Genomic DNA, 23,251 nt, shown 5'->3' with positions numbered 1-23,251 from the left:
GTTACTGAATGGTGCAGAGATATAAACTTAGAAACAACAAGACTCAATATAACGTGACGGATTTTGTTCTGTTTGTGTACCTTGAGAGTTTATTTTAACTATCCATTCTGCACGACTGTTTGCCCCGCTGTCATAGATAATCTTAAATCCCTTACATTTAGACTCATCATAATCAGGGATGCTTTCCAGTGTATATGAAACAATTCCCCACAATCTTTCAGAATAAGTATCTCCTTGATTATTGTGACGGAATTCTACCTGTAGTAACCCATTTTCATCCAGTTGAGTTTCAGAATTTAACACTAGGCTGATTCGGTGGCTGATGTTTGTACTTCCATAATATTCATATTGAATGTTCAGATGTTTCTGACTGATAGAAGCAGCTGTAATTTGAATAGGACTATTGCCAAATACATCTTCTATACCAATTCGTAAGTCATCAGCTTTTTTGGTTAATACTTTGTTTACTCTTACTAGTTCTACCTGCATACCTGTTTTTCCTTCTTTAGTTGTGTTTTCTGTATATTGAAAAACAGCAAGTATTCTTTGCCCCGTAGAATCTGTTTGGGTGGAAGTAATGAATCCGGGGTTAGTCGGAATTAATAATCCATATGAGTCAGATTCTATTGTTATGTCGTTTTCATCTGCATTGACAGTTCCCAGTGTCGGAAAAAAGGTTTCGGGTTCATTATCATCCAGACACGAGGAGAATAATGTGCAGCAGAGTAATATTCCAATAATTTGTTGTAAACAGTTTCGTCGTTTCATGGCTGTTGCTTTTATAATCCGTTTATATAACGGATAAATTTACTTTTTACTGCATCTTAAATTGTTAAAAATAATTTAGAATAAAATTTATTTCTCTTTATGTGCAGTATTTTTGCCGCAAGGACATTTCATATTAAAATGCAGATGAAAGCCGATATGTCAGAGGAAGAATTGTCGTTGCAATGCCAACGGGGAGATATGCGGGCACGCCACACGCTGTATGAGCGCTATGGTGGGTTGCTCATGGCTATATGCCTTCGCTATATCGGTGACCGTGAAACTGCAGAAGATATTTTGCATGATGGTTTCTTGCGTATATTTCAATCTATCAAGCAGTTTTCTTATCAAGGTGAAGGCTCTCTCAAAGCTTGGCTTTCGCGGGTGATGGTAAATGAAGCATTAGGGTACTTGAGGAAGAAGAATACGCAAGTGCAGCAAGAGGTATTGATGACTGAAATACCTGATGTTCCTGATACTGATGACAGTGAGTTGGATGATATACCTCGTTCTGTGTTGATGAAGTTTATATCAGAACTTCCTGATGGTTATCGTACAGTATTCAATTTATATGTATTTGAAGATAAAAGTCATAAAGAAATAGCTTCTTTATTAGGGATAACAGAACATACTTCTTCATCGCAGTTCTATCGTGCAAAAAGCTTATTGATAAAGAAAATTAATGAATATAGAAAAAGGAAACTAGAATGAAAGAGGATGATAAATGGGTAGAAAACCTTCGCAATAAACTGGAGGATTATTCTGAACCTCTTCCCGATGCTTTGTGGGAAAGGTTAGAGGAGGAGTTGTCTGCGCCACGCGTCATTCCAATGTGGAGGACACGTCGCTTTGTTGCAGCTGCTGTTTTGGTCGTAGCCGTTTCGTCGTTGACGTTTTGGTTTATAAATTCTCCTACTGCCGATTATATGCGTAGTAATGAGGCGTTGGTTGAAGAATTAGACTTTTCATCAACTCCTGATGATGAGGTTTTATCTTCTTCTGAAAAGATATTTTCATCAGATAATTCAAAAATGGATTCTTCGGATCCGGTCGTAGCGTCTTCTCCGGCTAAAGTCTGTTTGGCGAAAATCGAGACACCTGAAAATCACAATCAGGAGGTTATTGCTGAAAGTGAAATAATGTCTATAAAGGAAGAGTATAAGGTAGAGGATAAGGAACAAGAAACCGGCAGTACGAATTATGACACTGATAAAAAACGGGCGTATCGTACTTTGGAAGCAGACCGTCGTCAAGTTAAGCGAAACCAAGAAATGCTGGCTATGGGGAAAGGTGAAAAGGACCGTAAGTGGTCGGTTGGTTTGTCTGCAGGAAATACTCCTTATTCTTCATCTCGCTCATTTGGAGGTATGAGCCGTCTGAATAGTCGGTCGCTTTATGCTACTCCTATAAATATGGGAGCCGTTTCTGAAAGTGATGAACAGACTGCTTATAGTCAGGTATTGCTTAATAACCGTGATTGCAGTTCTACTACAGATGTGAAACATAAAATGCCGGTAACGGTAGGTCTCTCGATAAAGTGGAATATTACTCGCGAATGGGCATTGGAAACTGGAATGAATTATACAATGCTTTCTTCGGAATTGCATTCCGGTTCAGGTTCATATATCGAAGAACAACAGAAATTGCATTATATAGGAATTCCTTTAAAAGTACATCGCTCAATATGGAATAATCGTTGGTTTTCATTTTATGCATCAGCCGGTGGAATGGTTGAAAAATGTGTATCAGGAAGTATGGATGCTGTATATGTAAACGGAAACTCAAATCGTGAAGTTGAACACACTTCGTTAAAAGTTAATCCTTTGCAATGGTCTGTTTCGGCAGCCGCAGGAGCACAGGTGAATTTTACTAAACATTTAGGATTATATGCTGAACCTGGTATTGCATATTATTTTGATGATGGCAGTCAGATTGAAACGATTCGCAAAGAACATCCATTCAATTTCAATCTTCAGTTTGGTTTGCGTTTCAGCTTTGAATAGAGCTGTTTTTGTTGAACCTTACCTCTTATCTCGATAAAAATACTTATCTTTGTTCTTAGGAATAAGTTTTTAAAGTATGAAGAATGAATTGAAAATATCGCCTTCTCTCTTATCTGCAAATTTTGCTAATCTGAAAGAAGATATCGAGAAGATAAACCATAGTGATGCAGACTGGTTGCATATAGATATAATGGATGGGGTTTTTGTTCCAAATATATCTGTTGGATTCCCTGTCTTGAAATATGTGGCAGAGCTGAGTGAAAAACCATTGGATGTACATTTGATGATAGTGCAACCGGAGAAATTTATTCGAGAGGTAAAAGAACTGGGCACCATGATGATGAATGTGCATTATGAGGCGTGTACTCATTTGCATCGTGTGGTGCAGCAGATAAAGGATGCAGGTATGCGTGCAGGAGTAACGTTGAATCCATCCACTCCGGTGTCAATGCTTACTGATATTATCAGTGATGTGGATATGGTGCTGCTGATGAGTGTTAATCCTGGTTTTGGAGGACAGAAATTTATTCCTCATACACTGACAAAAGTACGTGAGCTTCGTGAACTGATAGATCGTAGTGGCTCTCAGGCACTGATAGAGGTCGATGGTGGTGTAAATCTGGAAACTGGTTCACAGCTGGTTGAGGCAGGAGCGGATGTGTTAGTTGCTGGTAATGCAGTTTTTAAAGCTCCCGATATGGTTGACATTATTCGTCGTTTGAAGGAGCTAAAATAATAAAATGGTGAGTTCTCGTTTCACATTTTATCCTTTGTTCCGGTTGTCGGTAGCACTGGCAACCGGAATTTTTTTATCTGATGTGTTTGCTTTAGATGGAACTTACTTGTATGCACTTTGTTTTGTTTTTGTTCTGTCTGTTCTTTTGTCTTCTATATTTTACTTTTCGAAGACTTATCGGATTCGTTTCTTGTTTGGGATATCTGTTAGTCTAAGTTTTTTGCTTCTAGGAGGAATACTATTTGTTATATCATTGGAAAATATACATCACGAGTGGGATTCTGATAAAGCGGTGTATGTTGCTTCCGTATGTGATATTCCTCGTGTGAAAGGCAAGACTATTCAGGCAACTGTCAATGTGGAAAAAGTAAAAGATGTTGCTACAGGAAGTTGGAAACCGGTAAATAAGCAGGTACTTCTTTATTGGATGCCTGATTCTATGCAACCTCCATTACAATGTGGTGATCGAATGTGCTTTCGTGCACATGTCGGGATACCTATGTCTGATGCAGATTTTACGGGATTTGATTATGGACAATATCTTCAGCGACAGGGGATAAGTGGAACGGCAATAGTCTACTCCGGATATTGGCGTAAACTGCTTCAGCCGAGTACTCCAACATTTAAGATGCAGGCTTTGATGCTTCGAGAACAAATCGTTAAAAAGTTTCGTACATGGAATTTGGAAGATGATGTGTTGGCTATAATATCGGCACTTACTATAGGTGATAAATCAAAACTTACTCGTGAGATAAAAGCTACATACAATGCAGCTGGGGTTAGTCATATTCTTGCGCTTTCTGGTTTGCATATTGGTATACTATCGATGATTCTTTCGTGGCTGTTCTATCCTTTACGGCGGGTTTGTGGCGGAAAATGGATTGCAAGTTTTCTCATTGTCGGACTTTTGTGGGGATTTGCTTTCTTGTCTGGGCTGGGTCCTTCGGTAATAAGGGCGGTCACAATGTTTTCTGCGTATGTGGTAGCTTCTATCTTTTCAGAGGATCGCTTCTCGGGTTTTTCAGCTTTAACTTTGACAGCTTTTATAATGTTGATATACCAGCCCATGTATTTGTTTGATGTCGGTTTTCAGTTATCATTTATGGCTGTATTGGGCATTTTCTTATTTTATCCATTAATTGATAGTTTATTTGTAGTGCGAAATAAAATTGTTGCTTACTTGTGGAACATTATTTCTCTTTCTCTTTCTGCCCAATTAGCAACACTGCCACTTATATTATACTATTTTGGAACGTTTCCGGTTTATTTTTTGCTATCTAATCTTGTTGTTGCTCCAATAGCTGTTTTTATCCTGTCGGCTACGCTGCTGGCATTGGCACTTGGGGTATTTCCTGTAGCCGCAAACTTTGTGGTACAGGGATTGGATTTTGCGGTACGGACTTTGAATGAGGTAATGGAGCAGATACAACATTGGTCGGGAGCACAAATTACATCTGCCTATCTTTCGGTATGGCAGGCATGGTTACTTGCTGTTGCAATAGTGACTTTATGGAGGTATGTTGTCTGTCGTAATGCACGTAGGCTGATTGTATTTCTACTGACTGTAAATGTTTTGATAGTGTCCTTTTTGTGGAAACAAAGGGAGCTGGCTGGTGCTTATATTTATTTGTCTCGTGCTGGAGTTTATACCAAATACGACAGAGATATTAATGAGTTGTCTTCTGCATCATGTATCTATAAGGTTAGAGATATTTGTATTGTTTTGGTCGATAATAATAAATGGAGAAAACAAAAGGCACTTTCTCCTTTGCATGTAGATTATGCTTATATATGCCGTGGATTTTATGGTTCTGTAGCTGATTTCAAACGGTTGTTTCAGATAAAACAAGTTGTTTTAGATACTTCGTTAGAAGACTCATATCGGGAAAAATTGAAACGAGAATGTGAAATCTATGGGTTGAATTATATCGATATGTCAGAAAAAGGTTCTTACGCTATTCTTCTGTAGATTAAGAATTAATTTGTATTTTTGCCATTCAATTTAATTCGTTTTTTTATGTTGACAAAAGTTATACTTCAAGCCAATATTGATAAGGTTGCTAAATATTTTGAACGTGCTGACAAGATAGTTATTGTAACTCATGTATCTCCTGATGGTGATGCTTTGGGCTCTTCGTTAGGATTACTTCATTTTCTGGAAACACAAGAGAAAAATGTACATATAATTGTTCCTAATGCTTTTCCTGATTTCTTACGTTGGATGCCTGGAGCAAAAGATATTATCCGCTATGACAAATATTCGGAATTTGCCGATGAACTTATAGCTGAAGCCGACGTAATTTGCTGTTTGGATTTCAATGCTTTATCGCGTATTGACGCAATGGCCAAACCTGTTGCTGCTTCTGCTGGGCGTAAGGTGTTGATCGATCATCATTTGAATCCAGAAGACTTCTGTCGTGTAACTATATCTCATCCTGAGATTTCTTCAACCTCTGAATTAATTTTTCGTTTGATTTGTCGGATGGGTAATTTTGAAGATATAACTCGTGAAGGAGCTGAATGTCTTTATACTGGTATGATGACTGATACGGGAGGATTTACTTATAATTCGAATAGCCGTGAGATTTATTTTATCATTAGCGAATTATTATCGAAAGGTATCGATAAGGATGAAATTTACCGTAAGGTCTTCAATACATATTCGGAAGATCGTTTACGCCTTATGGGGTATATTTTATATGATAAAATGCAGGTCTTCCCTCGCTTTCATGCTGCATTGATATGGCTTACCAAAGATGAGCAGAGTAAATTTCATTATGTGAAAGGAGATACTGAAGGATTTGTCAATATTCCACTGCAGATGAAGGGAGTTTGTTTTTCAGTTTTTCTCCGTGAAGATACTGAAAAAAATATGATAAAGGTATCATTGCGATCTGTAGGAACCTTCCCTTGTAATAAAGTCGCATCCGAATTTTTTAACGGAGGTGGACATCTGAATGCTTCTGGTGGAGAATTCTATGGAACGATGGATGAGGCTATTGAACTCTTTAAGCAGGCATTGGTGAAATATGAGGACTTGCTTAATAAGTAAAATCAGGAATTGATTTGGACTATATATTTCTTTTTTAAGCAGATCAAAGAATATACTGTCATAATTCAGTCTTAAAATGAAACTTAACTTTAAATGAAAATATGAAAAAACTAAAAGTACTGGTTTGGAGTATGTGTCTTGTGTTAGGGGCATGTGCAGTGAAGCCGACTACTGAAGTGTATACGTCGGAAAGAGGAACACAGTGGGAATGGAATAAAGGTACAATTGTCGTGCATACACCAGAAAGACCTGCTGGTCAGAAAAGTGTATTGGGACTGACTGTACCCAAAATGGACGTCGTTCGTGTTGGTTTTGTTGGGCTAGGTATGAGAGGACCTGGTGCTGTTGAACGTTTTACACATATTCCCGGTACTCAGATTGTTGCCTTATGTGATTATGAGCAGAAACGCGCAGAAGATTGCCAGAAATACTTGAAGGCAGCATCTCTGCCTAAAGCTGCAATTTATTCAGGTGAGAAAGGCTATGAAGAGTTGTGTAAACGCGATGACATCGATCTGGTTTATATAGCTGCCGACTGGTTACATCATTTTCCTGTTGCAAAATGTGCCTTGGAGCATGGTAAGAATGTTGCTGTAGAAGTTCCTTCAGCTATGAATCTGAAAGAATGCTGGGCTTTGGTCAATTTGAGTGAAACAAGTCGTAAGCATTGCTTTATTTTGGAGAACTGCTGTTATGACTGGTTTGAGATGAATACCTTGAATATGGCTCAGCAGGGAGTGTTGGGTGAGGTAATTCGTGCGCAGGGAGCTTATATCCATAATTTGGAAGCTTTTTGGGATTATTATTGGAAAAACGGTAAAGAAGATAAGTTAGGATGGCGTCTAGATTATAATATGAGACATCGTGGTGATGTGTATGCTACTCACGGACTTGGTCCTGTAGCACAGGCTCTTGACATTCATCGTGGCGATCGTATGGCGACATTGGTGGCTATGGATACAAAGTCGGTAGTAGGTAAGTCTTTGGTGGAAGAGCGTACAGATTCTGTATGCAATAACTTTCGTAATGGTGACCATACGACAACGCTGATTCGTACTGCTAAAGGAAAAGTTATCGAGATACAGCATAATGTAATGACTCCACAACCTTATAACCGTTTATATCAACTGACTGGTACAAAGGGATTTGCTAACAAATATCCGGTTGAAGGATATGCACTTGACGCTAAACAATTGGCAGCTTCGGGAGTACAACCTAAATTGGACGATCTTAGCTCACATGGCTTTTTGCCGCAAAAGGAAATGGAAGCTTTGGTAGAAAAATATCAGCATCCTATTCTGAAAAAATATGGAGAGATGGCAAAAGAAGTTGGTGGACATGGAGGTATGGATTTTATTATGGACAGTCGTCTTGTGTACTGCCTTCAGAATGGATTGCCATTGGATATGGATGTATACGATTTGGCTGAGTGGTGCTGCTTGGCTGAGTTGGGAGAACTATCTATGGATAACGGTTGTGCTGCTGTAGAATTTCCTGATTTTACACGTGGAGAGTGGAATGTAGTAAAAGGTTATAAGCATGCGTTTGCTAGTCCTGAGGACGAAGCTGCAACTGCTAAAAAAGCCGCTGAAATTACTGCAAAACTGAAACAGCAGGGAGCAAAAGAATGGGCAAATAACGAATAATCAAGATAGCGTGAACTGATGGAGATTTTAACTAGCATAATTTCTCATTTCCCCGAGGCTGGTGAAGTGAAAAAAATAAGTCCGTTGACTTCCGGTTTAATAAATAAGACTTATCTCGTGCAGACACTTGATGATTCTGTCTCTGATTATATATTACAGTGCATCAATCATCAAGTCTTTACTGATGTTGATATGCTTCAGCATAATATAGAAGTTGTAACAGCTCATATCCGTAAAAAGTTAGAAGAAAAACAGACAAAAGATATAGATAGGAAAGTGCTTCGCTTTTTGAAGTCGGATACCGGGAAGACATATTATTTTGATGGCAAAAAATATTGGCGGATGTGTGTCTTTATTCCGGATTCCCGTACACTGGATGCTGTTACCCCAGAATCTTCTTATCTGGTAGGCTTGAAGTTTGGTGAGTTTGAGGCAATGCTTACAGATTTGCCAGAACCATTGGGGGAAACGATTCCTGATTTTCATAATATGAAATTTAGGATGCAACAATTGCGTGAAGCTGTGCAGAAAGATGCTGTAGGACGTATGGAAAAAGTACGTTGTCTCGTGGATGAGATAGAGCGTGATACTGATGAAATGTGTTGTGCAGAACGTCTGTTTCAAGAAGGAAAATTACCAAAACGTATTTGCCATTGTGATACGAAAGTAAGCAATATGTTGTTTGATGATAAAGAGGAGGTATTATGCGTAATCGATTTGGATACAGTTATGCCAAGTTTCGTATTTTCCGATTTTGGTGATTTTTTGCGTTCTGCAGCTAATACAGCTCCTGAGGATGAGCCGGATTTGAATAAAATACATTTTAAATTCGATATATTCAAGCATTTTGCTAAAGGGTATATTGAGTCTGCTAAACATTTTCTGACTCCTTTGGAAATCGAACTATTGCCTTATGCTGTGACTTTGTTCCCATATATGCAGGCTGTGCGTTTTTTGGCTGATTATATTAATGGTGATACTTATTATCAGATTAACTACGCCGAGCACAATTATGTACGTGCATTGGCACAATATAAATTGTATAAAGAAACGAAAAAAAATGTGCCTGAGATGAAGGCTTATATAGAGACATTGGTAAAGTCATGATTTATTGATTGCTTATAGGTATATCAATGTGTGTTAAGGGCTGTTAATGCACTGTTGCCTTTTGAAATATATGAAGCAATTTGCTATTTTTGCGCCATAAATGATATGAAAATGAAAAAGATAAAACTGTTTTTTGCGGTATTCTGCACACTGGTCTTCTGTTTGCAAAGTTGTGATAACGGTAAGACTTATGCTGAGATGAAGGAGGAAGAAGCTGATGCTATCAACGCTTGGATTCTGAATCATAATTATCAGGTAATTAGCGAGAAAGATTTCTATAATCAGGATACAATTACGAATGAGAATCAGTTCGTATTGTTCGAAGAAAGTGGTGTCTATATGAATATCCTGCAGCAAGGGGAAGGAGATTCTAAATTGGCTGATGGATATTATGAAATAGCATCCCGTTACATAGAAGTTGCTATTCAAACTCGTGATGAGATGTTTAGCGCCGGTGATACACTTTCTGGAAATATGAATTTGTATAATTATCCTCTTTATACAGCTAACTCAAGCTGGAGTTTGCCGCAGTATATGCTTTATCCAGAGGTCTATAAATTGACGATAAGTGGTACATCATATTCGGCTGCATTTACTGAAAGCTATCAGATGTATTCTATTTATGGTACGACCTCAGTTCCTTCAGGATGGTTGATCCCATTAAAATATATCAAACCATCTCGTACCGTATCTTCTGATAAAGTAGCACGTGTACGTTTGATTGTACCTCATGGACAGGGAACAAGTCAGGCTTCACAATATGTTTATCCTTGTTATTACGAAATTACATACAATTTAGGTAAATAATGACACTTATTAAATCTATATCAGGTATCCGAGGAACGATCGGAGGAAAAGCGGGGGAAGGATTAAACCCACTGGATATCGTAAAATTTACTTCTGCTTATGCGACTTTGATTCGTCGTACTTCAACAGTGAAAAGTAACAAGATTGTTGTAGGACGTGATGCTCGTATTTCTGGCGAGATGGTAAAGAATGTAGTTTGTGGTACATTGATGGGAATGGGCTTCGATGTAGTGAACATCGGTTTAGCTTCAACTCCTACTACAGAACTGGCTGTTATAATGGCTGGTGCATGTGGAGGTATTATTCTTACTGCAAGTCATAATCCCAAACAGTGGAATGCATTGAAACTGTTAAATGAGCATGGAGAATTCTTAAATGCAGCAGAAGGTGAAGAGGTGCTTCGTATTGCAGAAGCGGAGGCTTTTGAATATGCTGATATTGATCATATTGGTTCTTATATAGAAGATAATACATATAATGAGAAGCATATTGAAAGTGTATTAGCTTTGAAATTAGTTGATGTAGAAGCTATACGACGTGCGAATTTCCGCGTAGCAATAGATTGTGTTAATTCTGTAGGTGGTATTATTCTTCCAGAATTGCTTCATCGCTTAGGAGTACAGCAGGTAGAAAAGTTATATTGTGAACCTACGGGAAATTTCCAGCATAACCCAGAGCCGCTTGAGAAGAATTTGGGAGATATCATGAATCTGATGAAAGGCGGAAAAGCAGATGTGGCATTTGTTGTCGATCCGGATGTAGACCGTCTTGCTATGATTTGTGAAGATGGAACGATGTATGGTGAAGAATATACATTGGTAACTGTTGCCGATTATGTTTTGAAGCATACACCAGGAAATACGGTTTCTAATTTGAGTTCTACACGTGCTTTGCGTGATGTAACCCGTAAATATGGTATGCAATATAATGCAGCTGCAGTGGGTGAAGTGAATGTAGTTACGAAGATGAAAGAAACAAATGCTGTAATCGGTGGTGAAGGAAATGGTGGGGTGATTTATCCAGAATCACATTATGGACGTGATGCACTGGTTGGAATTGCTCTTTTCTTAAGTCATTTGGCGCATGAAGGCAAAAAGGTTTCTGAGTTGCGTGCTTCTTATCCCAATTATTATATTGCTAAGAACCGTATTGATCTTACACCGCAAACTGATGTTGATGCAATATTGGCAAAAGTGAAAGATCTCTATAAAGCAGAGGAGATAAATGATATAGACGGTGTAAAGATTGATTTCCCGGATAAATGGGTTCATTTACGTAAAAGTAATACAGAACCGATTATTCGTGTCTATTCAGAGGCTGCGACAATGGAAGCTGCTGATGAATTAGGAAAACAGATTATGGATATCGTATATAGTTTAGCGAAATAAAAGCGAGGGAAAAAAGTGTGATGCGAATTTTCGTGTCACACTTTTATTTTGTCCAAGAAGAATAGATTATCTATATAAAAATAAAAAAAGACACCCAGGAGTGGAAGCCTCCCAAATGCCTTATATCTGCGCTTTTAAGCTTTGTAGCGGGACCCGGGATTGAACCGGGGACCTCATGATTATGAATCATGCGCTCTAACCAGCTGAGCTATCCCGCCATTTGCAATCGATTTTTTGAGTAGCGGGACCCGGGATTGAACCGGGGACCTCATGATTATGAATCATGCGCTCTAACCAGCTGAGCTATCCCGCCATTTTGCAATCGATTTTTTGAGTAGCGGGACCCGGGATTGAACCGGGGACCTCATGATTATGAATCATGCGCTCTAACCAGCTGAGCTATCCCGCCATTTGTTTTTCGTTTGCGGGTGCAAAGGTAAGTTAAGTTTTTGAATTGTGCAAGATGCTTGAGCGTTTTTTGGGGATTTTATGTGTATTTCTTTAGTCTGTAAAGATTTTTTCGAGTCATTTGGCGAAAAAATATCTTTCATTATCTAGTATATGAAAAAAATAGTTTATTTTGCCTCCGTAATCTTTAATACCTTAATAAAACAATAGTATGGAATCTATGAAAAAGAAAATACGTATTGAGTATCCACTCAATCCAGCTTCAGGAAGTATTTTATGGGGGGCTATCAGTACTCCTTCTGGTTTGCAGAGATGGTTTGCTGATAATGTTTCAAAAATAAATAAGACTTATACCTTCAAATGGGGGAAAACAGAAACACGTAATGCTGAAATTCTTAATCAGCGTACAGAATCCTTCATTCGTTTTCATTGGATAGATGATGATCCCAAAACATATTTTGAGCTGAAAATTCATTATAATGAACTTACTAAAGATCATCTCTTGGAAGTTACCGATTTTGCAATTCCGGGTGAAGAAGAAGATACCAGAAACCTGTGGAATTCTCAAATAGAAATTTTAAGAAGGATATGTGGGGTGTAATTCCAAAAATAATGTAAAAACATCATTACCTCTCCGTTTTTTATGCTACTTTTGTGCGCTGATAATGATAATATAAGGAATGCTACGCATAAAAAAACTTGATATATTTGTATTAAAGAGCTTTTTGTTGCTCTTTGCGGGAACTTTTTTCATCTGTTTATTTATCTTCATGATGCAGTTTTTATGGAGATATGTAGATGAGTTGGTGGGGAAGGGATTGGAGATTAATGTACTTGCACAGTTTTTCTTTTATTCAGGATTAACCCTTATACCTTTGTCTCTTCCTCTTGCCATCCTGTTGGCTGCATTGATGACTTTTGGTAACTTTGGAGAACGTTATGAATTGCTTTCAATGAAAGCTGCGGGTATTCCCTTATTACGTATAATCCGTCCGGTTGTATTGTTTTGTGTGTTTCTGGGGGGAATATCTTTTTTCTTCCAGAATATTATCGGTCCACGTGCTCAAAAGCAATTATGGACATTGCTGGTTTCCATGAAACAAAAATCACCGGAAGTTGATATTCCGGAAGGTGTTTTTTATAGTGATATCGATGGATATAATATTTATGTAAAGCATAAAGATCGTAAGACTGGTCTGCTGAAAGATATTTTGATTTATAATTTTTCAGATGGTTTTGAAAATGCCCATATCATTTGGGCAGCAGAAGGAAAACTGGAGTTGACAGCAGACAAGCAACATCTGTTCCTGCATCTGTATAATGGTGAGCAGTTTGAAAATCTGAAGTCACAGTCTGTTATTTCTCGTAACGTACCTTATCGACGGGAAACTTTCAAGGAAAAGCATACATTGATTCAGTTTAGTTCGGAGTTTAATATGGTGGACGGAAGTTTTCTTGACCGTCGTTCGGATATTAAGAATATGCACGAAATATCTGTTGCCATAGACTCACTTACAACGCATGCCGATAGTGTAGGACGTTCTATGTATAGCGATATTATGTCTACCACTTACCGGGGAGCTGTTCTGACTCCGGCAGATTCTGTAAAAATAAAAACCGAGAATATTGCTGTTATCAATACAGACAGTATTTATAATTCGATGACTTCACAGGAAAAGTTAAAGGTGCTGACAACAACAGAGAATCGGGTGAAGTCGTTGTCTACAGATTGGGATATGAAGAGTTTCCTTACCAAAGATACAGACAACAGCATTCGCTCTCACCGTTCAGACTGGCATAAAAAGATAACTTTATCTTTGGCATGTATCATATTCTTCTTTATCGGAGCACCTTTAGGGGCTATTATCCGAAAAGGAGGGCTTGGAATGCCGGTTGTTATTTCTGTATTGATCTTTGTCATCTATTATATTATCGACTCTGGAGCAACCCGTGTTGCAAAGAGTGGGGAAATGAATATCGTTTTAGGTACTTGGATGAGTACAATAGTCTTAGCCCCCTTGGGAGCATTTTTTACCTATAAGTCAAATAAAGACTCTGTTGTGTTTAACTTAGACGTTTATGCAGCTTTCTTCAGAAAGTTGTTTGGCATACGTCAGTCTAGACATATGTTTAAGAAAGAGGTTATTATTCATACGCCTGAGTATGCAAAAGATATTGAAATATTGGATGAGATAAGTAAAGACTGTCAGACATATCTGGAAACTCATCGATTGAAAGGAATGCCTAATTACATTCAGATTTTTACTAATAACAAGCATGATGATGCAATAGCTGAAATTAGTAAAAAAATGGAAGCGCTTATTGAAGAGCTTTCAAATACTAAAGATGCTGTTTTGCTGAATCTGATGAACAATTATCCTTTCTTGTCGGTTAAAGCACATAAGAGCTTGTTCGATAACCGATGGCTGAATCTGCTGTTTGGTATTATTGTACCAGCCGGATTATTGCTTTATCTGAATATCTGGCGATACAGGCTTCGTTTGGAAAAGGACTTGAGAGTGATTATAAAAACCAACCAAAGTATAATAGAGCAAATAGAAAAACAACAATTATATTTACAAAAATAGCATTATGAATAAAATTAAATTAGATACCATTGAAGAAGCGATAGAAGATTTCCGTAAGGGTGAGTTCGTTATTGTCGTTGATGACGAAGACCGTGAAAATGAAGGTGATTTGATTATCGCTGCAGAGTTGATTACTCCGGAAAAAGTTAATTTCATGCTGAAGCATGCCAGAGGAGTACTTTGTGCACCTATTACTATTTCGCGTTGTAAGGAATTGGATTTGCCACATCAGGTTTCGAATAATACTTCTGTTTTAGGAACACCGTTTACCGTTACAGTCGATAAACTGGAAGGTTGTAGCACAGGAGTTTCGGCTGTCGATCGTGCTGCTACCATTCGTGCTCTTGCCGATCCTGCTTCTACACCAGAAACATTTGGACGTCCTGGACACATTAATCCGTTGTATGCACAAGATAAAGGAGTATTACGTCGTGCCGGACATACTGAAGCATGTATTGATATGGCAAAACTTGCCGGATTATATCCAGCAGGTGCTTTGATGGAAGTAATGAATGAAGATGGTACAATGGCCCGTCTTCCGGAACTTCGCAAAATGGCAGACGAATATGGCTTTAAACTTATTTCTATAGCCGATCTGATTGCTTACCGCTTGAAACAGGAGTCATTGGTAGAAAAAGGTGTAGAAGTAGATATGCCTACAGAGTTTGGACATTTCCGTCTTATACCGTTCCGTCAGAAAAGTAATGGATTGGAACATGTTGCTTTGATTAAAGGACAGTTCACTCCTGATGAACCTGTATTGGTACGTGTTCATTCTTCATGTGCAACCGGTGATATTTTCGGTTCATTACGTTGTGATTGTGGCGACCAGCTTCATAAGGCTATGCAGATGATTGACCAGGAAGGAAAAGGAGCTGTTATCTATCTTATCCAAGAGGGTAGAGGTATCGGTTTGATGGAAAAGATGAAAGCATACAAGCTACAGGAAGAAGGCATGGATACTGTAGACGCTAATATTTGTCTGGGTCATCAGGCTGACGAACGCGATTACGGAGTTGGTGCTCAGATCTTGCGTGAAGTAGGTATTCATAAAATGCGTTTACTTACCAATAATCCGGTAAAACGTGTAGGACTTGAAGCTTATGGATTGGAAATTGTAGAAAATGTGCCAATCGAGATAACTCCAAATCAATACAACGAGCGTTATCTCCATACTAAAAAAGACCGTATGGGTCATACCTTACATTTTAACAAGTAATTTTTATTATTATGGAAACAAATAATTTAGTAAAGACTTATGCCTCTAAGGCTGTGCAGTCTGCTTTAATGCGTAGTGTGTACACATGGATGACTCTTGCTTTGGTTATTACAGGGTTCGTATCTATGTATGTAGCCAAATCGTATACACTTTTGTCTGTAATTATGCAGAACTCTATGGCTTTCTGGGGACTGATTATAGCAGAATTAGGACTAGTATGGTATTTGTCTGCCCGAATTAATAAGATGTCTTTTACTACTGCTACTGTCCTGTTTATCGTTTACTCTATATTGAATGGTGTGACATTGGCATTTATATTCTTGATTTATACCATGAGTTCCATTGCCACTACCTTCTTTGTTACTGCAGGCACATTTGGGGTGATGGCTCTTTTCGGATATGTTACGAAGAAAGATCTTACTCGTATCGGAAGTTTGTGTATCATGGGAGTAATAGGTATCATTATTGCTTCGGTAGTAAATATGTTTCTGCATAACTCGATGATGGACCTGATTATTTCCTGTATAGGAGTATTGCTTTTTGTCGGGCTGACTGCTTACGATTCACAAAAGATCAAACAGTTGCTTACTGCAGATGATATAGAGGTAAATGAGACAACACAAAAGATTGCTTTAATGGGAGCGATGACTTTATACCTCGATTTTATCAACTTGTTTTTGTACCTGTTGCGCTTGCTCGGTGACAGAAAGTAAGATGAATTCTTTTTTATTTGAAAGAAAACGACTTATTTTGCATAAAATTTTGAACTAAATAAAACAAAGGCAATGAATCAACTATCAGATCGTTTGAATAGCTTGTCACCTTCGGCGACATTGGCTATGTCACAAAAAAGTAGTGAACTTAAAGCACAAGGTGTTGATGTTATTAATTTAAGTGTCGGTGAACCCGATTTCAATACTCCCGACCATATAAAAGAAGCTGCAAAGCAAGCAATCGATGAAAACTATTCACGTTATTCTCCTGTAGCCGGATATCCAGCTTTGCGTAATGCTATCGTTGCTAAACTGAAAAATGAGAACGGTTTGGAATATACTGCTGCTCAGATTAGTTGTGCAAACGGTGCAAAACAATCTGTTTGCAACACAATCATGGCTTTAATCAATAAAGGTGATGAAGTTATCGTGCCTGCTCCTTATTGGGTTAGCTATCCGGAAATGGTGAAGCTTGCCGAAGGAACTCCTGTTATTGTACGTGCTGGTATTGATCAAGATTTTAAAATTACTCCGGCACAGCTTGAGGCTGCTATTACTCCTAAAACTCGTGCACTGATACTTTGTTCTCCTTCTAACCCGACTGGTTCTGTATATTCACAGGAAGAACTGAAAGGATTGGCAGAAGTGTTGGCTAAACACGAACGTGTTATTGTTATTGCTGACGAAATTTACGAGCACATTAACTACATCGGCAAACATCAGAGCATTGCTCAGTTTGCAGAAGTTAAAGATCGTGTAGTTATTGTAAACGGTGTGTCTAAAGCTTATGCTATGACGGGATGGCGTATTGGTTTCATTGCCGGACCAGAATGGATTGTAAAAGGTGTGAATAAATTGCAGGGACAATATACTTCAGGACCTTGCTCTGTTTCACAAAAAGCTGCTGAAGCTGCTTATACTGGAACACAGGCTCCGGTAGAAGAAATGCGTAAAGCTTTCGAACGTCGTCGTGACCTCATTGTGAAACTGGCAAAAGAAATTCCTGGATTCGAAGTAAACTTCCCTCAAGGTGCTTTCTATTTATTCCCGAAATGTGATTCATTCTTTGGAAAGAAAGACGGTGATCGTGTTATCAATAATGCTGACGACTTGGCAATGTATCTGTTGGAAGTAGGTCATGTAGCATGTGTAGGTGGTACTTCATTCGGTGCTCCTGAATGTATTCGTATGAGCTATGCTACTTCTGATGAAAATATCGTAGAAGCTATGCGTCGTATTAAAGAAACATTGGCTCGTTTGAAATAATTCTGGAATATTATTTCTGCTTATAAGTCCTCCGCTATCAGTGTGTCAAACATTGATAGCGGTTTTTTCGTACGCCCAGCATGGGCGTGCGCTATAGGGTGTAAGTCCCGAACGAGCCCTGATAGTGGGAATCGTTAGCCCAAGGCAAGGGTGTCCTTCGCGAGGAGGAACCTGAAGGAAGCTGGCGGCAAACTCTCGGCTCTACGAACAGAAACTGATTATAAGGCTACATTTGGAGGACAAGTTTGCTAAACAAAATAAAGTCCTATAACTATCCGAATCCCTATGTAGTAGAATCAGAGGGTATATGAGATGAAAGCGTACGTTCTTATCTGGGGAGGTCTCACGGACAGATGCACCACAACTGTATCTGGTTGAAACAAGATTTGTCGTGAGAAGTCAGCCGAAGCCATAGTACCTGTTACTCACCATAATGGGGAAGGGCTGAACCTTAATTATGTAAGATACCTGAATGTTACCTTATGATGGGAAGAAAGCAGAACATAGAAACTCTATCCGACCAATCGTCGCAGAGGGTGGAACCTGAAGTGCTGATTGGTATGCAGACTTTCATTGGGATAACTGAAAATCATCTTACAGCCATTAAACATGAAAAAGGAGAGTTATTGGAATACATTCTTTCCCCTTCTAATCTAAACCTTGCTTATAAACAGGTAAAGAGTAACAAGGGTAGTGGCGGCATTGACCGTATGGAAGTGGACGAGTTGCTTCCTTATCTTCGTTGCCACAAGGATAAGCTAATAACTTCCATTTATGATGGTAACTACCATCCGAACCCCGTGCGTCGTGTGGAGATTCCCAAGTCGAATGGGAAGACACGTAACTTGGGTATCCCCACGGTTGTTGACCGTTTGATTCAGCAAGCCATCTCACAAGTGCTTCAACCTCTTTATGAACCTCAATTTTCACCAACCAGCTATGGTTTCCGCCCTCATCGTAGTGCTCATGATGCGTTATTAAAATGTGGCGAATATATCTCTGCCGGTTATGTGTTCACGGTTGATATGGATTTGGAGAAATTCTTTGATACAGTCTGCCATAGTAAGTTGATAGCAATCCTGTCACGTACCATCAAAGACGGTCGTGTCATTTCTCTGATTCATAAATATCTGAACTCCGGTGTACTTATAGGAGGCAAGAAAGAGGCCAGTCCGGTCGGAGTTCCTCAAGGTGGTCCATTGAGCCCCTTATTAAGCAATATAATGCTTACATTACTGTCCCGTAAAAGTGGATAAATAGTTCTTTGAAATAACTGAAATATAGCTTATTATACTCTATTTGTAAAGCGCGACGATTTGAAATTGTACCTTTGAAACCAAATCAAATGGCTTCAAATGAATCAAGACAAATATGTTTTCGCTCAATTGGTAGAGTTTTTGAACAACAATAAATTCAGAAGAATCGTGGACAAATACGATGGAAATCGTTACGTCAAACATTTCACTTGCTGGAACCAGCTTCTTGCTATGATGTTCGGACAGCTAAGCAATCGTGAGAGCCTACGCGACCTGATTGTTGCATTGGAAGCACATCAAGCCAAGTGTTATCATTTGGGATTGGGTCGTGAACCCTTGGCCAAAACCACACTTGCATCAGCTAACCAAAATAGGGATTACAGAATCTTTGAAGATTTTGCATTCTTCATGATGAAAGAAGCCAGTGATAAACGAGCTACTCATATTCTGGATATCGAAGGAAAGAAGTACGCTTTTGATTCAACCACCATTCCGTTATGTTTGGCAACATTTCCTTGGGCTAAATTTCGAAGTAAAAAAGGTGGAGTCAAGGCACATGTCCTTTATGACATTGAGGCTCAGGTTCTGGCTTTTTTTACAGTAATCCACAGCTTCAAAACATGACTCAACAGCAACGTCTGCAATTCATTATGAACCAAATGCATACTATATTTTTGATAGAGCGTATGATTCGTTTAAGGAACTATATCGGATTCATCTTACTGGCTCTTTCTTTGTCGTAAGAGCCAAGTCGAATCTTAAATTTAAGTTCTGCAAATGGAAACGCAGACTACCAAAGAATATACTATCTGATGCTGAAGTGAAATTATCAGGATATACCTCTGAAAAGAAGTATCCGGAATCATTCAGGATTATCAGGTTCTATGATGAAGAAGATGATCGTGAATTTACCTTCCTGACAAATGCCAAACATATATCTGCACTTGATGTAGCTAATCTCTATAAAAAGAGATGGCTTGTAGAACTGTTCTTCAAATGGTTGAAGCAGCACCTTAAAATCAAAAGGTTCTGGGGCACCACAGAAAACGCAGTCCGTATTCAGATAAGTGTGGCTATTATCACTTATTGTTTGGTAGCTATTATCCAACATGATTTGCACTTAAGCCGTTCGACCTATGAGGTCCTACAGATTTTGAGCATTTCATTAACGGATAAAACACCTTTACAAGAGTTGTTCAATAAGACTAATTTCAATGATGTCAAAGAGCAATTAAATCCCCTTTTCCCGGGGTTGTTTGATTAATATTTAATTCGTCCCGATTTTAACGGGACACTAATGTAATGCTTAATGAGTTGGACAAGGAACTGGAGAGACGTGGGCATTTGTTCGTTCGGTATGCTGATGACTTGGTCATCTTTTGTAAAAGCCGTCGTTCCGCCCAACGCACATTGGATAATCTGCTTCCCTTTATTGAAACGAAACTTTTTCTAAAGGTGAATAAGGATAAGACCCATGTTGCTTATATGCGTGACATCAAATTCCTTTCCTATGCCTTTGGTCGTAGAAATGGCAAATGCCAATTCTACATCCATGTCGATAGTATCAAGAAGATGAAGATTAAGATACGTGAACTCACCAGCCGTAATAACGGCTGGAGCTCCGAATATCGTAAACAACGTTTGACTTGGTATATCCGTGGTTGGCTCAACTATTTTAAGTTTGCAGGTCTCAAAAGTAGGATAAAGGAATGGGACGGCTGGCTCCGTCATCGCATACGGATGTGTATTTGGAAGTCTTGGAAACGAGTCCGAACCCGGTATCGAAATCTGAAGAAGCTTATTCCCGATGAGAGCCGTGTGCGAATGGCTGCCTTTTGTCGTAAGAAATACTGGCGAATGGCAAGTCATCCCACTGTACAAGCGGCTTTGTCGGATGAGCGTTTGCTTCGAGCTGGTTACCCTACTTTTAAGATGTACTATCATCCTGTGTTTAAAGGTTAATTAGGGAACCGCCGTATGCCGAACGGCACGTACGGTGGTATGAGAGGTCGGAACGGGAATTAATCCCGTTCCTCCTACTCGATTATTAAAAACAATACAGAAATCATGAAAAAATATTTGCTGACAGCAGGCTGCGGTTTTGCTTTGTTGGTTGTATCGTCTTGTAATAAAGAAGAGATAGGAGCATATACTCCCATACCTAAGCTGCACTTAGGAGAACCTTTTACTTATAAATGTGACGTAAGCAATTATGTGCAGCTTGAATACGACTCACTGGGGCAGGCAGCTATCCTGAATTTTTATAAAGAAGAAATAACAGAGTTGGATGATGTACATTATGATGAACATACCTGTACGTTTTCCTTTCATAAAGGAGAAACGGCAAAATATAAAATCAGTTGGGATTATACTTCACGGTTAAATGTAATCCGTTTCTTATATGGTCAGAACGGTATGTGGTACCGGATGAACAATGATAAGAACGAATATATACTTACTGCCAATGATGGAATGACTGTACGTGTTGTAGCCTATCGTGCCAATTATGATTCCCTCAGCTTTACTATCAATAATTTTTGCATTGAGGAGTACAATGATTGATTAAATAAAGTGTTTTTCTCAATATAACTTCCCCTCCGTATCAGTCTACCCATAGCATGTCGCTCATGATGCCGTCGGAAATAAAAATGCCTTTTTCTGTGAGTTTCAAAACTCCTTCAGGCTGTTCCAGAGTACCTTGCTGTAAATGCGGGTAGGCCATACGGAGGCAATAATCGTACAGCTTGCTGCCAAATGTTTTTTTCAGCATGTCGAGATTCATCCCCCACATCGTACGTATGGTAGTAATTACAAAATCGTTATAGCGTGTATATAAATTCAGCTCTTCTATTTCAGAATAAGGCTCTCCCTCGTTTATATTGGTGATATATTCGTCTAAAGAGGATATATTCCATTGTCTTGATACGCCATTGTATGAGTGTGCAGAGGGACCACATCCTAAATACTTCTTTCCGGTCCAGTAACTTGAATTATGTCGTGAGTACATTCCCGGCAGACAAAAATTGGATATTTCGTAATGTTGGTATCCTTTTTCTTTCAGTTTATGAATGAGTAGTGTGAATAAGGATACGCTCAGTTCTTCATCAGCCTCTTCCATCCGATGCTGTTCACGCAATTTCCAAAGTGCAGTTCCTTCTTCATAAATCAGGTGATAAGCCGATATGTGTTCCGGTTTCATACGGATAGCCTGATTCAGATCTGATTCCCAGGTTTGCATGCTTTCTCCCGGCAGTCCATACATGAGGTCGATACTGATATTCTTAAATCCAGCTTTTCTGCACCGTTCGAAAGCATCAATAGCTTGTTGTGCAGTATGCCTCCTATGTAGCAGGCGTAAAATATCTTCTTGAAAAGTTTGGATACCCATACTCAGTCGGTTGAACGGAAACTCACGTAGCATACTGACGTAGGAACTTGTCAGGTCATCAGGATTTGCCTCAATGGTTATTTCTGCATTCGGCTGAATATCGTAGAGTCGGCCGAGTGTCTGAAAAATAAGCTCAAAATCTTTATATTCCAGTTGCGATGGAGTTCCTCCACCCAGATAGATTGTTTCTATTTTTTCACCTTCCAGATAGTTTTTTCTTTCTTCCAGTTCACGGCACAAAGCGTTGATATAACTGGATTTTTTTTCATTTTGGGTAGTAGAATAAAAGTCACAGTATATACAGCGACGTTTGCAAAAAGGGATATGAAGATAAATTCCTGCCATTTGTTTTTCTATTTTTCGGATCACTACTGTCCACTAAAAATGGACAAGGTTAAAAATTAAATAAATTCGGTTCACTTGAATCATATCGGTCTTTGACATTTTTGAAATTCGATTTGTCAAACAAGTCACTGAGATGTGTTTTGTCGGTCAGAGAGATTCCGAGTATTTGGAGAATTTCATAGACGCTACGTTCTAATTTCATATCGTGTTGGACTATTGCTACTAAGCAGTAAGTGATTATCGCACAATAGATTTGTATGCGTACAGCGTTTTCCGATGTTCCCCAGAACTTCTTAATCCTGAGGTGGTGTTTTATCCATTTGAAGAACAGTTCAACACTCCATCTGTTTCTATAAAGCGATGATATAAACTCTGCAGATGCGTCAAGATTATTTGTCAGGAAGATGTGTCGTGTACCGTCTTCAGGATTTTCAATGATGAGTTTTCTAAGTTCCTCAGGTAATCCTTAGAACTTTTATAACCGTAAAGCATCGATGACATCGATACTACACTTCTGCATCTTCGTTTCAGGTTTAGGCTTGATCCGTACATTTGGTTTTGGCT

The 23,251-nt window shown here is 38.8% G+C and carries 18 protein-coding genes, 3 tRNA genes and 4 pseudogenes; 19 read left to right on the top strand and 6 right to left on the bottom strand.

Annotated elements, in window-relative coordinates; genetic code table 11:
• Positions 1–27: 27 nt before the first annotated feature.
• Positions 28–768 carry a NigD1/NigD2 family lipoprotein gene (locus BACCOP_RS05410; protein WP_007567100.1) on the bottom strand — a complete coding sequence of 247 codons (741 nt, stop codon included), beginning with the start codon at positions 766–768 and terminating at the stop codon, positions 28–30.
• Between the two features lie 156 nt (positions 769–924).
• On the opposite strand from BACCOP_RS05410, the gene BACCOP_RS05405 reads away from it, so the two are divergent.
• The 9 genes from BACCOP_RS05405 (at position 925) to glmM (ending at position 11,504) form a co-directional block, all read left to right on the top strand.
• Positions 925–1,476, top strand: coding sequence for an RNA polymerase sigma factor (locus BACCOP_RS05405; protein WP_040311857.1), 552 nt, complete (start codon positions 925–927; stop codon positions 1,474–1,476).
• On the top strand, positions 1,473–2,768 hold the full coding sequence (locus tag BACCOP_RS05400; RefSeq protein ID WP_007567098.1) for a porin family protein: 1,296 nt from the start codon (positions 1,473–1,475) through the stop codon (positions 2,766–2,768). The genes BACCOP_RS05405 and BACCOP_RS05400 overlap by 4 nt, the downstream gene beginning before the upstream one ends.
• Positions 2,769–2,844: 76 nt before the next feature.
• Positions 2,845–3,504 carry a ribulose-phosphate 3-epimerase gene (gene rpe / locus BACCOP_RS05395; protein WP_007567097.1) on the top strand — a complete coding sequence of 220 codons (660 nt, stop codon included), beginning with the start codon at positions 2,845–2,847 and terminating at the stop codon, positions 3,502–3,504.
• Between the two features lie 4 nt (positions 3,505–3,508).
• Positions 3,509–5,473 (top strand): ComEC/Rec2 family competence protein, encoded by a 1,965-nt coding sequence (locus BACCOP_RS05390; RefSeq protein WP_007567096.1) that lies wholly within the window; start codon positions 3,509–3,511, stop codon positions 5,471–5,473.
• A gap of 48 nt (positions 5,474–5,521) precedes the next feature.
• The gene (locus BACCOP_RS05385) at positions 5,522–6,556 is read left to right on the top strand and encodes a DHH family phosphoesterase (RefSeq protein ID WP_007567095.1); all 1,035 of its coding nucleotides are present in this window, start codon (positions 5,522–5,524) and stop codon (positions 6,554–6,556) included.
• Between the two features lie 101 nt (positions 6,557–6,657).
• Complete coding sequence (locus tag BACCOP_RS05380) at positions 6,658–8,202, top strand: Gfo/Idh/MocA family protein (protein ID WP_007567094.1); 1,545 nt, start codon at positions 6,658–6,660, stop codon at positions 8,200–8,202.
• Between the two features lie 18 nt (positions 8,203–8,220).
• Entirely contained in the window at positions 8,221–9,309 is a 1,089-nt protein-coding gene (locus BACCOP_RS05375; protein WP_007567093.1) for a phosphotransferase enzyme family protein, read from the top strand.
• Between the two features lie 111 nt (positions 9,310–9,420).
• On the top strand, positions 9,421–10,116 hold the full coding sequence (locus BACCOP_RS05370; protein ID WP_022124832.1) for a DUF4827 domain-containing protein: 696 nt from the start codon (positions 9,421–9,423) through the stop codon (positions 10,114–10,116).
• Complete coding sequence (gene glmM, locus BACCOP_RS05365; RefSeq protein ID WP_007567091.1) at positions 10,116–11,504, top strand: phosphoglucosamine mutase; 1,389 nt, start codon at positions 10,116–10,118, stop codon at positions 11,502–11,504. The genes BACCOP_RS05370 and glmM overlap by 1 nt, the downstream gene beginning before the upstream one ends.
• 144 nt (positions 11,505–11,648) lie before the next feature.
• Here glmM and BACCOP_RS05360 read toward each other — a convergent pair.
• The 3 genes from BACCOP_RS05360 to BACCOP_RS05350 form a co-directional block, all read right to left on the bottom strand.
• Positions 11,649–11,722, bottom strand: a tRNA-Met gene (locus BACCOP_RS05360).
• 21 nt (positions 11,723–11,743) lie between these two features.
• Positions 11,744–11,817 (bottom strand) — tRNA-Met (locus BACCOP_RS05355).
• Between the two features lie 22 nt (positions 11,818–11,839).
• Positions 11,840–11,913, bottom strand: a tRNA-Met gene (locus BACCOP_RS05350).
• Between the two features lie 219 nt (positions 11,914–12,132).
• On the opposite strand from BACCOP_RS05350, the gene BACCOP_RS05345 reads away from it, so the two are divergent.
• The 10 genes and pseudogenes from BACCOP_RS05345 (at position 12,133) to BACCOP_RS05305 (ending at position 21,516) form a co-directional block, all read left to right on the top strand.
• Positions 12,133–12,513, top strand: coding sequence for an START-like domain-containing protein (locus BACCOP_RS05345; protein ID WP_040311856.1), 381 nt, complete (start codon positions 12,133–12,135; stop codon positions 12,511–12,513).
• Between the two features lie 79 nt (positions 12,514–12,592).
• Entirely contained in the window at positions 12,593–14,500 is a 1,908-nt protein-coding gene (locus tag BACCOP_RS05340; RefSeq protein ID WP_007567089.1) for an LptF/LptG family permease, read from the top strand.
• A gap of 4 nt (positions 14,501–14,504) precedes the next feature.
• Positions 14,505–15,719: a bifunctional 3,4-dihydroxy-2-butanone-4-phosphate synthase/GTP cyclohydrolase II gene (locus tag BACCOP_RS05335; protein ID WP_007567088.1), complete on the top strand. Its 1,215-nt coding sequence runs from the start codon at positions 14,505–14,507 to the stop codon at positions 15,717–15,719.
• 11 nt (positions 15,720–15,730) lie between these two features.
• On the top strand, positions 15,731–16,432 hold the full coding sequence (locus tag BACCOP_RS05330) for a Bax inhibitor-1/YccA family protein (RefSeq protein ID WP_007567087.1): 702 nt from the start codon (positions 15,731–15,733) through the stop codon (positions 16,430–16,432).
• Positions 16,433–16,504: 72 nt separating this feature from the next.
• Complete coding sequence (locus BACCOP_RS05325; protein ID WP_040311847.1) at positions 16,505–17,698, top strand: pyridoxal phosphate-dependent aminotransferase; 1,194 nt, start codon at positions 16,505–16,507, stop codon at positions 17,696–17,698.
• A gap of 482 nt (positions 17,699–18,180) precedes the next feature.
• Positions 18,181–18,945, top strand: a pseudogene (locus BACCOP_RS05320) (reverse transcriptase domain-containing protein); the annotation flags it as partial.
• A gap of 108 nt (positions 18,946–19,053) precedes the next feature.
• Positions 19,054–19,218, top strand: a pseudogene (locus BACCOP_RS21530) (DUF4372 domain-containing protein); the annotation flags it as partial.
• Positions 19,219–19,378: 160 nt separating this feature from the next.
• A pseudogene (locus BACCOP_RS20985) lies at positions 19,379–20,218 on the top strand (IS4 family transposase).
• A gap of 38 nt (positions 20,219–20,256) precedes the next feature.
• Complete coding sequence (locus BACCOP_RS05310) at positions 20,257–20,916, top strand: group II intron maturase-specific domain-containing protein (protein WP_007565755.1); 660 nt, start codon at positions 20,257–20,259, stop codon at positions 20,914–20,916.
• Between the two features lie 105 nt (positions 20,917–21,021).
• Entirely contained in the window at positions 21,022–21,516 is a 495-nt protein-coding gene (locus BACCOP_RS05305; RefSeq protein ID WP_007567082.1) for a hypothetical protein, read from the top strand.
• Positions 21,517–21,556: 40 nt separating this feature from the next.
• Here the strand turns inward: BACCOP_RS05305 and hemW are convergent, their stop codons facing one another.
• Positions 21,557–22,687, bottom strand: a complete 1,131-nt coding sequence (gene hemW / locus BACCOP_RS05300; RefSeq protein ID WP_040311846.1) for a radical SAM family heme chaperone HemW — start codon at positions 22,685–22,687, stop codon at positions 21,557–21,559.
• 49 nt (positions 22,688–22,736) lie between these two features.
• Positions 22,737–23,147, bottom strand: a pseudogene (locus tag BACCOP_RS19605) (transposase); the annotation flags it as partial.
• Between the last annotated feature and the right edge of the window lie 104 nt (positions 23,148–23,251).

Source organism: Phocaeicola coprocola DSM 17136 (assembly GCF_000154845.1).
In the GTDB taxonomy this organism is placed as follows: Bacteria; Bacteroidota; Bacteroidia; order Bacteroidales; family Bacteroidaceae; genus Phocaeicola; species Phocaeicola coprocola.
This window is presented reverse-complemented; position numbering and strand designations above follow the sequence as displayed.